9 protein-coding genes are annotated in these 13,501 nt (G+C 40.3%); all 9 read right to left on the bottom strand.

Translation table 11 applies throughout. From position 1 onward, the window contains the following. Positions 1-62: 62 nt before the first annotated feature. The 9 genes from B4N43_RS08005 to B4N43_RS07965 all read right to left on the bottom strand — a co-directional run bounded on the left by B4N43_RS08005 (position 63) and on the right by B4N43_RS07965 (position 13,496). Positions 63-1,688 (bottom strand): RagB/SusD family nutrient uptake outer membrane protein, encoded by a 1,626-nt coding sequence (locus tag B4N43_RS08005; RefSeq protein ID WP_075993611.1) that lies wholly within the window; start codon positions 1,686-1,688, stop codon positions 63-65. Positions 1,689-1,699: 11 nt separating this feature from the next. Further along, a complete protein-coding gene (locus B4N43_RS08000; protein WP_286734007.1) occupies positions 1,700-5,137 on the bottom strand; it encodes a TonB-dependent receptor in 3,438 nt (1,145 codons plus the stop codon). Between the two features lie 214 nt (positions 5,138-5,351). Then, a complete protein-coding gene (locus B4N43_RS07995) occupies positions 5,352-6,524 on the bottom strand; it encodes a FecR family protein (protein WP_286734006.1) in 1,173 nt (390 codons plus the stop codon). A gap of 104 nt (positions 6,525-6,628) precedes the next feature. After that, positions 6,629-7,228, bottom strand: coding sequence for an RNA polymerase sigma factor (locus B4N43_RS07990; protein ID WP_286734005.1), 600 nt, complete (start codon positions 7,226-7,228; stop codon positions 6,629-6,631). 348 nt (positions 7,229-7,576) lie between these two features. After that, the gene (locus B4N43_RS07985; RefSeq protein ID WP_286734004.1) at positions 7,577-8,650 is read right to left on the bottom strand and encodes a TlpA disulfide reductase family protein; all 1,074 of its coding nucleotides are present in this window, start codon (positions 8,648-8,650) and stop codon (positions 7,577-7,579) included. A gap of 1 nt (position 8,651) precedes the next feature. After that, complete coding sequence (locus B4N43_RS07980) at positions 8,652-9,806, bottom strand: TlpA family protein disulfide reductase (protein WP_286734002.1); 1,155 nt, start codon at positions 9,804-9,806, stop codon at positions 8,652-8,654. Positions 9,807-9,917: 111 nt separating this feature from the next. After that, positions 9,918-11,351, bottom strand: coding sequence for a PKD-like family lipoprotein (locus tag B4N43_RS07975; RefSeq protein WP_286734001.1), 1,434 nt, complete (start codon positions 11,349-11,351; stop codon positions 9,918-9,920). Positions 11,352-11,361: 10 nt separating this feature from the next. After that, positions 11,362-12,075, bottom strand: coding sequence for a DUF4843 domain-containing protein (locus tag B4N43_RS07970; protein ID WP_286733998.1), 714 nt, complete (start codon positions 12,073-12,075; stop codon positions 11,362-11,364). A 2-nt stretch (positions 12,076-12,077) separates the two neighbouring features. Beyond that, a complete protein-coding gene (locus B4N43_RS07965; protein WP_286733996.1) occupies positions 12,078-13,496 on the bottom strand; it encodes a RagB/SusD family nutrient uptake outer membrane protein in 1,419 nt (472 codons plus the stop codon). Between the last annotated feature and the right edge of the window lie 5 nt (positions 13,497-13,501).

Raw genomic sequence — 13,501 nt, 5'->3', positions numbered from 1 at the left:
AAATTTATGGTTCGAAACGTACATTTTTTAATGCGCCGTTTGCGCTAGTTTTTGAATTAAATTTAGTTTGAGTAGCCCAGATTGTTAGGCAATAAATTTTTATTTAGATCGATCTGAGTTCGTGGTATCGACCAGAGATAATCTCTACTTTCATCAAATCGGCGGATATCCAGTTTGATATTACTATTGTTACCACCATATTTAGCACCCAATACCTGGCCGTCCAAATAGGTTTTACCAGCTTTCCAGCGCATGATATCATAGTAACGCAATCCCTCAAGAGCAAGCTCACTTCGCCGCTCATTTCGGACAATTGTTTTCAGATCTCCGGTAGTCGGAAAGTCTAACGCTTTTGATGCTTCAAAACCAGCCCGCTGACGAATAGGTCTGATCGTCATATCCCACACTGCTGCATTGAGTTGTCCCAGTGCTTCTTTTGCTTCTGCATACATCAATAAGATATCGGCGTACCGAAACATGATGATGTTCAATCCAGCATCGTATTTTACCGTTGCTGTTACATCGTAGTATTTCTTTACGTAATACCCTGTGGCGGAAGCGTTGGCACTTGCACCCTGATATTCATCGAGCCGTTCCTTATCTGTTGTACCAGAGCCGGGTTTGATAAAGATCTTACGTGTTGTACCGTCAAAATCAGTCCATTGCCCACCATGAAAAACGATGGTTGCGGCCATGCGTGGATCGCGGTTGACATAGGGATTATTGTCGTTATATTGCGGATCCGTAGCAATGGTATTTCCGCCCAGTGTCAAATAATTATCGACCAGACTTTGTAATGGTGCATAACCATTTAAACGTGCTTGAGCAGAGATTGGTGCTGCATCATATAACTTATTCCAGGTTTTTAATAAAGGTACATAGGCATAATCCAGAATAACCTCTGAATTATATTCATTGGCTGCAGTAAACAACTCCGGATAACTGCGGAATAAAGCGTAAGTGCCAAATTCCGTTTGTTTTTTCATCAGATTTTCACAGTATTCCAATACTTTATTCCAGTTGCTTTCATAGAGATAGGCCCGGGCTTGAAAGGCTGAAGCGGCCCCCTTGGTAATCCGGCCACGGTCGTCTACCGGTAAAGCATCTCTGTTCGGTAGATCGGCCATACATTGATCCAACTCTTGATGGATAAAGGCCATGATAGTCGCTTTTTCTGTCCGAGGAAGAGTCTTAGACTCTTCCAATGAGATATCTTTCGTGAAGAAAGGCACAGCGCCATAAAAATTAACAAGTCTAAAATAGAGAAATGCACGGATAAAGCGTACCTCGGCGATACGGCGTTTTTTGAGTGCCGCATCCATTCCAGGTACACGCTCTACATTCTCTAGATAGACATGGCAAGTCTTAATACCACCGTAAAGATCGGACCACTCTGCCCCAAAGCGGCCCAGTGTCGGATCGGCGGTTCCATTACGAATTGCGCGCTGGTCTGTGTTTGAGCGCCCCTCAAAAATATTATCACTCAGGGCTTCATCATTCCACATACGATCTGCTGAATACAGCTGATTATAGGCCATATTGACCATTTTTTCGGCGTTGTCTGGATAGTCCCAAAAATTTTCATCGGTAAAGCGATCTGTTGGCAGCGTATCCAACTTATTACAGGATGTTAATTGGAGAATTGCCATTAAACTCAAGCCTCCAATAAGTATCTTATATAGTTTCATTACATAAAAGGTTAGAATTGAATATTTAATCCACCGCCATAGTATTTCAACGTCGGATAATTGCGGGCACTATTGGCCGAACCACCCATGTTAGAATCAAATTCGGAGGATTCGGGATCTATCCAGGAGTTTTTGCTCAAAGTCAGCAGGTTTTGGGCATTGATGAAAAAGCGAACACGCTGCAATCCCAATTTCGACACGACTTCTTTGGGTAACGAATAACCTACCTGTATATTTTTCAATCGAGCGTATTTCCCGTTGAAAAGATAGAGATCAGAATCTTTCCCAAAGTTGTTGGTCGATGCTGTTGATCCATTTGCAGTCAGTCGGGGCCAGCGTCCATCAATATTGGTCGGCGTCCAGTAATCGAGTTGATGCTGATAAATGGTATATGAATAATTCTGATGAAATGGTTCGATCAATTCTCCCCGGATCATCATATCGCGCTTGCCTACCCCTTGCCAGAACATACTAAAATCAAAATCTTTATAATTCAGGTTATAGGTTAGACCAAATGTAAAGCGGGGGAAACCATTGCCCAACACAAAGCGGTCCCGTGCATCGATAATTCCATCGTTATTGCGGTCGACATACTTTACATCTCCGGGGCGCAGATCTGCTGCCGTAATACCGCTCGGCAAGGCCGAAGTTTCAATATCCGTTATATTTTGAAAGAATCCGGCCATCTTGTACCCATAATAGGAATTATAGGGTAGCCCAACACGCGTTAATTTAGTAATGTTATCGACTGTCGAAATACGGTCATCGCCGGGCATCGCAATAATCTTATTGTGACTATCGCCCATATTCGCATTGATCGTATGGTGGAAATCGCCTGTTGTAGCACGGTAGCTTAGGTTGATTTCCCAGCCCTCATTGTTCATTTCACCTAAATTCTGATTCTTTAGGGAGGTTCCGAATGTGGAAGGTATTTGAGGCGACATCAAGATATCAACTGTACGCTTTTTAAAATAATCGAAACTGGCCGTTAATTTATCATGAAAGAAGGTGGCGTCCAACCCAACATTGAAATTATAGGTTTTCTCCCAACGTAGATCCAGGCTGGCATAATTAAATCCCGCAGCAGAAACAGGTTTGTTGTTAAATCCATAACTGTTCTGATAGGATTCATAGGTAAAATAATACGCATAGTCGTCTACGGCCTGATTGCCAAGAACACCATAGGTAGATCTGATTTTTAGGCTACCGACATGTTGTTTATACCAATTCATAAATACTTCGTCGGATGCCCGCCATCCGAGGGATCCCGAAGGAAAGAAGCCCCAGCGATTAGCTTTCGAGAACTTAGAAGATCCATCGTAGCGAAAGCTAAATTCGGCAAAATACCTACTTGCAAAGTCGTATCCGGCACGACCGAAGATCGAATTGATACTATTTTGCAGTGTCCCATTTGGTGTCACACGGGCACTCACAGGGTCAATAACTGTTCCTGTGGTAGGTGTACCGAGAACCGGATCAGTAAATTTCATTTTCAGTTCGTTTTGTCGGCGTGTATAGGATTCGTTGGAGGCTCCAAACAGACCTGACACATGATGACTGCCAAAAGTCCGGTCATAATCCAGAAGCAGCTGAAAGTTCAGTAAGGACGCTTTTTCGTTAAAATCTTCCGTATTGCGGTCTGAATTGACGTAGACCTGAGGTTGCGAGGCATCCGGATTGGAATATAGTGGCACCTGGATTCTACGGATAGAACGGTGATCGGCATAGATGTCCGCTCCGAAGATACCACGCAGTTTTAAACCTTCGAACAGTTTTGCTTCGAGATTCAGGTTGATATTAAAATAGTCGTTATCGTTTTTGATATAGCCGCCTTCATTTAGTTCAGCCAAAGGATTTTGATCTGTCAGTGCATTGTTGACAAGGTATTTTCCATTATCGGCCTGCATGCGGTAGTAGTAATAAGGAGGAAGTCTGGAGGCATTGATAATGGCACTTCCGGCCGTGTTGCTCATGTTGTTGTTGCGGGTATAGGCTAAGATTGAGGTCAGTTTAAAACGGCCTATCTCTGTACTGAGGTTGCTCCGCAAATTGTAGCGCTTAATACCAAAGTCCTGTCCGACAAAGTTGCTGGGCTGATTGTAGAAGCCGCCGGAAAACAAATAGGAACTTTTATCGCCGCCCCCGGCCACACTGATATTATATTTTTGCTGAAAAGAGTTTTTCATGATTTCCGGCAAGTTCCACCGCTCGATATCCTGATGGGCATATAAGTCTGCAATAGCCTCTGGTGAAAACTGTGGATCCATTCCTGAGTTAGTCAGCGCAAGATTACGGAGAGTTGCATTTTCATATCCGGCAACTGGTGAAAATAAAATTTTAGGTTCTTGCACGCCCCACTGTGTGGTGACAGTCACTGCGGGCCGCTGATTTTGGCGTCCTCTTTTGGTGGTTACCAAAATAACGCCATTTGCAGACCTCGAACCGTATATAGCCGTAGAACCTGCGTCTTTCAATACCGACACCGTTTCGATATCATCCGGATTGATCTTATTGAGCGTTCCGCCTTCTGTAATAATTCCATCGATCACCACCAGCGGTGCGTTACTGTTTATGGTAGAAATCCCACGAATATTGATATTCATCGAATTATCATTAGGGTCCATACTTTTCTGTTGGATAGTCAAGCTGGGCGAGGCTCCTTGAAGGGCTTGCGTTACATTTCCTACAGGTCGATTTTCGAAAGTCTTCGCACTGATCTGATCAACGGCCCCGACAACACGCTGACGTGTCGTGGTACCATAGCCGATTACGATAACTTCTTCGAGCTGACTGTTGCTATTTTTCATGATCACATTGAGCAGCCCCGATCCATCGGTCCGCAGGGAAGACAGTTCCCCGGTCAATGCATCATAACCAACAGAGGAGAATATCAGGGTCGCTTTGGGCGAAAGGTTTGTGAGCGTAAATAGACCATCACTATTGGTGGTCGTACCTATAGATTCATTTCCTTTGACCCGCACTGAGACATTTGCGAGTGGTTCGCCACGTTCATTGATCACCCGTCCTTTTACAGGAACCTGATTTGGGGTCATCGTAAACTCCATCGGTACGGACTTTATGGAAGCTTTTGGCTTATCATAAATGACCACTGTCTTATTATCCAACTGGTAAGACAAGGGCTGATCTTTAAAGATCTGGTCCAATACATCCGACAATTGACGGTCCCTAACTTTTATGTCAACAGGCTTAGCGTTTACCATCTGCCGTTCCGTGTAAAGAAAATTGTATCCCGTCTGGGATTTGAGTTCCCTAAATATTTTCTTAAGGCTCATGTTGGAGTATTCTAATGTTACCTTTTGTGCAAAGGTGGTAGCGCTAACCTGCATAAAAGTAACCAAGATAATTATGGTTGTCAATCGCATAATAAGCCATAGTTTACGGAATAGCAGATATGCTATCTCCTTTTTTCTGATATAATTTTGATACATTTGTAAGGTTTATTTGCAGTGTATTCGAGTCGTCCAAAACAGAAACATACTGCAGATTGGATAGTTAAATTTTAATTGTCCCAAACGGCAACCGAGATCCCTTCAGGATCTTGGTTGCTTTTTATACCCCACCTTTATGGCTATTCGTTTTGTCGTTTTTTGTTCATCGATTCGTTTATTTAGGTTATTGTGTAATTCATTGTTTACAGGATCGTTACGGAAGTACATGTATTTTTTTTCCGTCTATTCTGAAATGAACGGCACCCGTTTTTTCGAGCAGGCTCAAGACTTTTTGAACATCATCAAAACGCGATATTCCGCCACCAAATTTCTCGGTTGTTTTTTTACCCTGATAGATGACCTCGACATTATACCAGCGTGCGACCTTGCGCATGACGCTTTCGATATCATCTCCATCGAACATAAATTCGTTGTTTGTCCAGGCAATAACCGGAGCTGTATCTATTGGGTGGGATTTTAGCACCCCATGCGCTGTAAGGCTCGACTGCTCTCCCGGCGCTAGTAGCAATTTTTGATTATGGGAACTGACCTGCACACGACCTTCAAGAAGAGTAGTCTGTACTGCCGATTCGTCGGCATAACTGTTTACATTAAAATGAGTACCGAGCACTTTGACCTGCTGATCAGCTGCCTGAACAATAAAGGGCTGTTTGGCATCCTTCGCCACTTCAAAATAAGCTTCTCCGGTCAGTGTGACAGTTCTGTCTTTCTGATTGGCGAAACTAACTGGATAGCTGAGTGAAGAGGCCGCATTGAGCCATACCTGTGTACCGTCAGGTAGTTTAATCCGATAGGTTTCTCCTTTGGTTGTCGATAAGGTATTTTGCTTGATTTCGCCCTGCGTCTTACCGCTGACCTCGTAAATCAATTGGCCATCCGTTGTTTTAGATATCCTTATGCCCGACTCTTCCACAAGCCGACCGTTTTGTGTTTCATGTAGACGAATCTGCTTGCCGTTGGCCAGCGTTAAGGTTGCGGATTGTTTTCCGGGCGATATTACATTTTGTGCAGTCTGCGGAGCCACACTTTTATTTTCAACGGCAAGAAACCAGCGACCAATAAATAATAGTCCAATAATAGCCGCTGCGATTGCGCCAACACGTTTCCAAGTCCACAGCGATCTTGTTTTCGGTTTATTAATCTGGAGATGCAATTGGTCCCAGGTATTATCCAGTACGGCCAATAAGGTTGGATCGTCCAACAGATGTTGATCGATGGGATCGTCCAAAACCTCCTGGATGAGTTCTTGAAGTAACATTTTGTCCTTGCCTGATTTCACATAGGACAAAAACGCACGGGAATTTTCTTCGCTAAGTTTCCCCTGTATATAGCGCCTTAACGTATATCGAAGTGTTTTCTTTTCCACAATTGGTTACCCTCTTTTCAGCTAATACACTTCAGCGGTACAGATCATCTGCTCTGCCAGCAAATTTATTTTACTTTTTTTCTGTGCAATGAAAATTTTATGCGTTAATGCTGTTGGAGAAGTATAAAAGAAATAATGAGCAATGTGGATTTATCCAGGATCCCATGTTTCTCTTTTATATATTTCGTAGCTTTTACGATGTGGTCGTTAATTGTAGATGTCGATATACTCAATAAGTCGCTTACTTCGGCGTAGGTTTTGCCTTCAATTTTACAAAGTTTATAGATCAGTTTGCGTTGCGGCGGTAGTTGGTCAATGGTCTGTGACAGCCATTCTTCATACTGCTTTTCATAGAGTTCTTCTTCGACGTGACTGTACAAGGCTGTATTGTGAAGACTAAGATAGGCCTGAACTTGTTTTTCGAGGTTATTTCGCCGGATAAAATTATAGACAGTATATTTGGCTATCTGGAATAGATAAGCTCGAAAAGGCTGCTCGGGATCAATCAGCTCCCGCTTATCCCATACTTTAATAAATACTTCCTGTAATAGTTCGACTGTGTCTTCTTCGGACTTGACCATCTTACGGATGTTGAGATAAATACGCCCACTATACATACTGTAGACCTGCCGGAAAGCACGCTGGCAGCCGGAACGAAGGGAGATCAAGACAGACTTCTCTTCACTATTGCAGGAATATTTCATAAGTTGGTCTTTCACGCACTGTGTCCTAGTAATTTGTGGATTACTCCCTTAATTTGGTTACGAACAAATATAACAAAACTAAAACGGTTTTGCTTTTTTAAATAAAAATTTAAAAAGATTAAGAAATTTCGATTTTTTCAATTGACATGTCTTTATCGTCATAAACACTAAGCAACAGAACCCCTTAAAGAACAAAACTCTTTGCATCTTATTTATAATATTATCAAATTAAAAGGCCAAAGGTTGGGTAGCCAATAAAGTTTCTATTCGCTGCCGAGCCTCTGGCCTATTGAAATCTTTAACTTAACGCAATTTAAATTGCCGGAAATCGATGTGCTCTTCCGTCTACTATTTTAACAGTATATCTTTTAATTGTTTTTCCAACGCTTCTCCTCTTAAATTCTGAGCCACTATAATTCCTTCAGGATTGATAAGTATAGTTGAAGGAATTGTCATTATGCCATAATAGTCTAGAATTTCACTTTTTTTATCCTTTCTATCTCTTACTTGAGTCCAAGGTAATTTGTCTTGGGCAATAGCTTTTTTCCATGCCTCTATATCATCATCAATAGAGACAGATATTACGGTAAATTCACTATCTTTATATTTATTATAAGCCGCTAATACGTTTGGATTTTCTGCGCGACAGGGCTTACACCAGCTTGCCCAAAAGTCAATAAGCACATATTTCCCTTTAAAGGATTCAATAGAAACGGACTTACCGTTAATATCATTTCTTGTAAAAGATAAAATCTTCTGTCCAGATTCACTTCGACCCGAAACCTTTAAATCTTCTAAAACCTGCTTTCCAAATACGGAACCCTTCAACACAGAGTCTAAGCTGGAAAAAAGCTGCATTTTTTTCTCATGGCGCTGTTTGCTATTAGCTATCAATTCTAGGCTAAAAAAGCTATTAGGATGATCTTTAACAAAAATATCTTCTGATTCATTTTTAATCCGCTGATATTTTTCCATGAGGTCTTCTCGTTCTCCCGGAGAAATTATACTGTTTTTAGAATAGAGAACCTGATTAAGTTCTTTCAGTCTTTCGCTGTTGAAATTGGCATAGCCAATGGCTTCATCCTGTGTTTTCAAACCCGATATCTCAATGTTTCCATCAAAGCCTTCCGATCCACTTATTTTCACTACACCAGCCTCCATCCAGAACGGTGTACCAATTCGACCGATATATAGAACGCCTTTTTCTGGAATATCTCCGACCTTTACCGTTCCAGAGAACTCGTTATTATTTACTTTAAGTGTATCTTCCACCTTATTTTGATGGCGATCTAAATACGCTAGACGCACTGTCTTTCCTTCAATACCGCTAACTTTGCCTTCTAATTTCATTTGTTGCGCATAATTATACTGTAATCCCAACAGAAGAGAGAGGGCTATTCCACTAATTTTTAAATATTTCATATTATTTATTTGCTAAATCAACCATTAATTTAATTTCATCTACCGCTTCCTCTTCTGAAACAAAGCCCACATTTTTAAATTTGATTATGCCTTTTTTGTTGATAATCAATTTAGTGGGGAGTCCCGATATTTCGAAACTATCTAGCAAAGGGTGTTTTCCAGTATTTTTATCTTTTAGATCCATGTATACATCAAAGCCCTTGTATCCTTTATCTTTGATAAGATTTAGTGCCATTGAGGTAGATTTTTCCGGATCAAACCTTTCTGCAGTGTGCACAAACATGAACACCACATCCTTATCCTCTTTGTAATAATCAACGGCCTTCTGCATTCCCGGAAAAGATGCTACACAGGGTTGGCACCATGTAGCCCAAAAATCTATTATTACGGTTTTACCCTTTAAGGTCTGCAGAGAAACTGTTTTACCCTGTGTATCTTTAATAGAGAAATAAGGTGAGGGAGAATCTACTGCTAACTTCATTATTCTTTCGCTCAGTTCTTTTGCTTTAATTTCAGCTGTCTTTTTCAATAATGTATCGAACTGCGAGGAATTGCCGTCTTTTGACGTATAAAATTGCTTTACAGTTTCCAAGAAATCTACGGAACGTTCTCCGACAGCACCAAGGACCCGTTCGATTTCTGGTTCAATCGATTTATCTCCAGTTTTAATTGCTGCAATTATATACAGTTCCTTCAAGTTTGGATCGACATACTGAGAATTAAGTACGCCACTCAAATATTGCCTTGCAATTTCATACCGTTGCTTTTTAAAGTTTATCTCACCATATAGAAATTGAAAGGCCTGTAAAACTCCCTTGGATTTCTGATCATCTATCGCGTCATTTTTATAGTCTTCTCCCAAAAGCTTTTCAGCTTCCGCTATTCTATTTTCTAAAATTAAAGATTTGATTATGCCGATTCTTGCATAATTTTTATCCCTCGGGCTACTTAGTTGTTCTAACCAATAAATGGATTTTTCCAAATCACCTTTTTCGGCATATGCTTCAATAACAATCACCTTGCTTGCTTCAAGTAAACTACTATAGATCTCTTCCTTACCTTTTGCATATTTTTGCATTTCAACCAGCAGACTGTCCTTTTTAACCACCGAGGTTAAGGATTTAAGGGTATTATACATGAGGCTAAATTTTTCCATTTCTTGGCTTTCTTGGCCCCAAACTAACGTGCTATAGCTAATGTTTAATAACGCAAACAAAGCAATCGTCCTTATTTTATCTATAATTCTCATTATGACGTTTTATTTTTACTAATATTTATTTTTAAAACTTATACCGGCTATATTTCCAAAGCCATCAATCTGCTTTGATATCGCATTATTTTTGAATAAGCCTGTTGACTCCAAATCAAAATAATATATTGAGCCATTGTTTCCCGAATTCGCGGCCACTACCAGACGCTTGTTGTTGTAAGGGTTGCCAGAATAAGCTTGCCACATTTTTATGCTATTGACTTTTACATCAGCAGGAAAGGTGTAAAGCAGACGTGAGGACTGCGCCAAGAAATCGTATAGATAAATGCTATTCTCTGTAGCGTAGTAAATATGTCTCACTGAGGCAGATCCTGCCATAGAAACGATCTTATCAACATCGGCAATATTATCTAGCTTCTGAACAGATTTAGGAATATTACCCAACAGTTCATACAGATAGTAACCCGAAGCGTCCTGCATTAAAAAATAAGCTTGATTCGAAAAGTAGTCACGGCTTCCATACGCTACTTGTTTTAATGTTTTGCCTACATCTCTCATATCAAAGGCATCCGTTACGCGGTATTGCGGAAGATATAAGTCCCTTCCCAAACTCTGTACGCGTAAGAACTTCTTATACTTGTTATCATAGAAATAAGTTTCGTTGTAATAGGTAGATATTACTTCTGGGTATATGAAATAATCTCCAGTAAGTCTATCCGAAAATAATTTCTTATCAATATCGGTCTCAAAGGGGAAACTCCCCGAAATACCCATATGTATTCCATTATTAAAAATCAAAATTTGGTCATATCCACCATGTGAAAGGTTAAAATTGACACCTTGATTATCAATCTGACTGACATCCGAGACAATGTCTTTTGTCGTACCGTTGAGTAAAAACTGTTCGGCGTCGAATCGATAAATCTCTTTGTCTGTAAAAAAATAAGTTAATGCGAATTTATAATCCACTTTCCCAAAAGCTCCGATTGCCTTTCCATGAAATTCCATTTGATTGACGTCCTCCGCCGGATGCATAAATAGCTCATCGTCAACACGCAGAAACGAAAAATTAGCTTTTCCATCCTTATTATGTGAAATCAACCATCCTTCCGAAAAAGCGGAATTGACGATTAATTGAAAAAGTGCCAATGTTTCAACCCCTGTCTTGGAATTTTTAACCCGAAACTCCATCTCATAATTTCCAGATGGTAAACTAATACGCTCATCAAGTTCTTTTTTTGTTGATATAACGGTAGAATTTCCACTAACTTTATACGCTTTCCATTGGTATGTATAGGAATCGCCGTTTGTTGCCAAAGATTCTGACAGCTTAAGCGGAACATGTAAGGAATCGAGCTGTGTTACCTCAAAAGAGGTAACATCTGACTCAATAGTCACGATGTTGATAGGATGAATACTATTCTCATCTTTCTTACATGCCGAAATCCACATGATAAGGACTAATCCTAAAAAATATACTTTGTATTTCATAGCTAATAAATTAAAATGTAACTCGATTTCCAAATTCGTCGATCAGCGGACCGTTTGCTTTTTCATATGCCGCTAAAGCATTCCGAAGTTTCACTGGAATATTATATGAGCCACTATAACCCAGTGCTTCATCTGAAAAGTCGTTAAGCCCGGTAGACTGAATCATAAATCTGAATTTTACCTGAGAAAATGTACCAAAATTGTACTCAACTGAAGGCCAATAAGTAGGCTCTACTAGTAAATTGGTTACTTTGATGACTATATTAGGCAAATTTCTGGTCTCCCCTATTTCAGTGCCCGAAAGATTAGTTTGGTACTCTCCGCTTGATTCAACTTCTGCATCTATAATTAAGATATCTGTATCCATTTTTTTTGTTCGATGAATAACGACGGGGTAGATTAATGTTAGTTTCTCTGCCGGCAATTGCACTTTTGGGAACTCAAAATCTTCTCCCAAAGCAGCGGTCGTTCGGGCCCCCGGTTTTAGGGAAATAGTTCTGGCATGATCAACAGGTGCACCTGACATTCTCATCTTTAAAAAAATGGTATCGACCAACTTAGGAGCTGCTAACATCGCAAATGAATAAGAAATACTGTCCGACTCACCAGAATTCAGGTAAAAAGATAATATGTTAGGTCCAGAATAAGTATCCACCGTCTCCTTCTTACACGAGAATGCAAAAACAAGCACGGTTAACATCAAAAATACAAAACTCTTTTTCATAGCTAATTATAATTAGGATTAAATTCTAGTTCGTCGTTCGGTATCGGCAACACATATTTTTTTGTGTCAAAATCTGAAGTCATAAACTGCATTCGCTTTACTTGTTTGCGTTTGTAATACCAAAATGTCTGTCCTTCTGCATAAAATTCTTTTTGATATTCCTTTTGCAATTCTGATTGAATATAATTAGCATCACTATTTTGACTAACTAAAGGTGTTAATGCGCGGGCGGATCTAATTTGATTGAGATATTGCAAAGCCAAAGTTGGATTTTCTGTGCATTCGGCCATGATATAATAGAGCTCAGATAGGCGGATGATAGGCACAAGCCGATCTAATTTATAATCCGTTAGATCCTTAAAATAATATGTTTGCCAATATTTGGTCGTTACCGAATTTGAGCCGTTGTTGTTTATTCCATAAGCATACCGATAATCTGAAGCCCCGCCCCCGTTTGAGGTTTCAAAAAGCACCTTAAACTGTGCTTCAGAACGCAACAGATTCGTTGTGGTACCCGACCGGTATCGGAAATAGATATTTTCTACCCAAGTGTCCAAATTTGTTGGACGTATACAAAATAACAATTCCGAAAGATAGAGCCGGTCTCTAAAGGCCTCGGATGCCCCCGCATCCTCAGCAGCGACAAAAACAAACTTTCCTGAGTTGACTACTTCTTGAGCCGCTTGATAGGCCTCATTCTTATTTCCCGCGTACATATTTACCCGAGCTTCCAAGCCTTTAACAGCCCAATAATTCAGTTTATGCCGCCTGGGGCTAATATCATCAAGAACACCATCATAAGGCTTTAACAAGTCTTCAGCTGCTTTTAAATCTTCCAACACCAACGTTATAATTTCTGCCGTTGTAGACGGGACAACTGCAAATTCGTCGACGGTTTTCTTATAAGGTATTGCTTTTGCGTTGGGATTTTCTGCGAAGCTTTTCCCAAATAAGCGTAACAAATCGAAATGTAAAAGTGCTCTTATAGCCAGCGACTCTCCTTTAAGCAATGCGTATGATTGCGGCGACAACATCGATTTTTTTAAGTCCGCATTCGCAATGATCTTATTGGCACCAGCTATCGAAGAATACGCGTTGTTCCAAATTTGATTTAGATATGAACGCACCTCTGCATAGTCGTAGTTAAACTGTTTAGTTCTATAAAATGGTGATCCGCTGCTCGCAGCGGCATAATTCTGTGCCAATGCTGATACAAAACCCATTGATAGATTATCGCCATATAAATTTCTTGAAGCCAGCTGCGAATACACCCCAGTCAATGCCTGTTGAAATCCGACTTCTGATTCAAACATCTGATTTTCGGACAATGAAGATTTAGGATCCACAATGAGAAAATCTTTACAACTGCTTAGTGATACTGTCAGCAGAACGAAGAGTTTAAATATAAAATTTCTTTTCATAGTTG

Source organism: Sphingobacterium sp. UBA1897, from assembly GCF_002337775.1.
Taxonomy (GTDB): Bacteria; Bacteroidota; Bacteroidia; order Sphingobacteriales; family Sphingobacteriaceae; genus Sphingobacterium; species Sphingobacterium siyangense.
This window is presented reverse-complemented; position numbering and strand designations above follow the sequence as displayed.

What these genes read in the sequence shown, in the direction of transcription:
- B4N43_RS07970 (WP_286733998.1), bottom strand. Translation starts at nt 12,075, where the DNA reads ATGAAAAAGAGTTTTGTATTTTTGATGTTAACCGTGCTTGTTTTTGCA.
- B4N43_RS08005 (WP_075993611.1), bottom strand. Translation starts at nt 1,688, where the DNA reads ATGAAACTATATAAGATACTTATTGGAGGCTTGAGTTTAATGGCAATT.
- B4N43_RS07965 (WP_286733996.1), bottom strand. Translation starts at nt 13,496, where the DNA reads ATGAAAAGAAATTTTATATTTAAACTCTTCGTTCTGCTGACAGTATCA.
- B4N43_RS08000 (WP_286734007.1), bottom strand. Translation starts at nt 5,137, where the DNA reads ATGTATCAAAATTATATCAGAAAAAAGGAGATAGCATATCTGCTATTC.
- B4N43_RS07985 (WP_286734004.1), bottom strand. Translation starts at nt 8,650, where the DNA reads ATGAAATATTTAAAAATTAGTGGAATAGCCCTCTCTCTTCTGTTGGGA.
- B4N43_RS07990 (WP_286734005.1), bottom strand. Translation starts at nt 7,228, where the DNA reads ATGAAATATTCCTGCAATAGTGAAGAGAAGTCTGTCTTGATCTCCCTT.
- B4N43_RS07980 (WP_286734002.1), bottom strand. Translation starts at nt 9,806, where the DNA reads ATGGAAAAATTTAGCCTCATGTATAATACCCTTAAATCCTTAACCTCG.
- B4N43_RS07975 (WP_286734001.1), bottom strand. Translation starts at nt 11,351, where the DNA reads ATGAAATACAAAGTATATTTTTTAGGATTAGTCCTTATCATGTGGATT.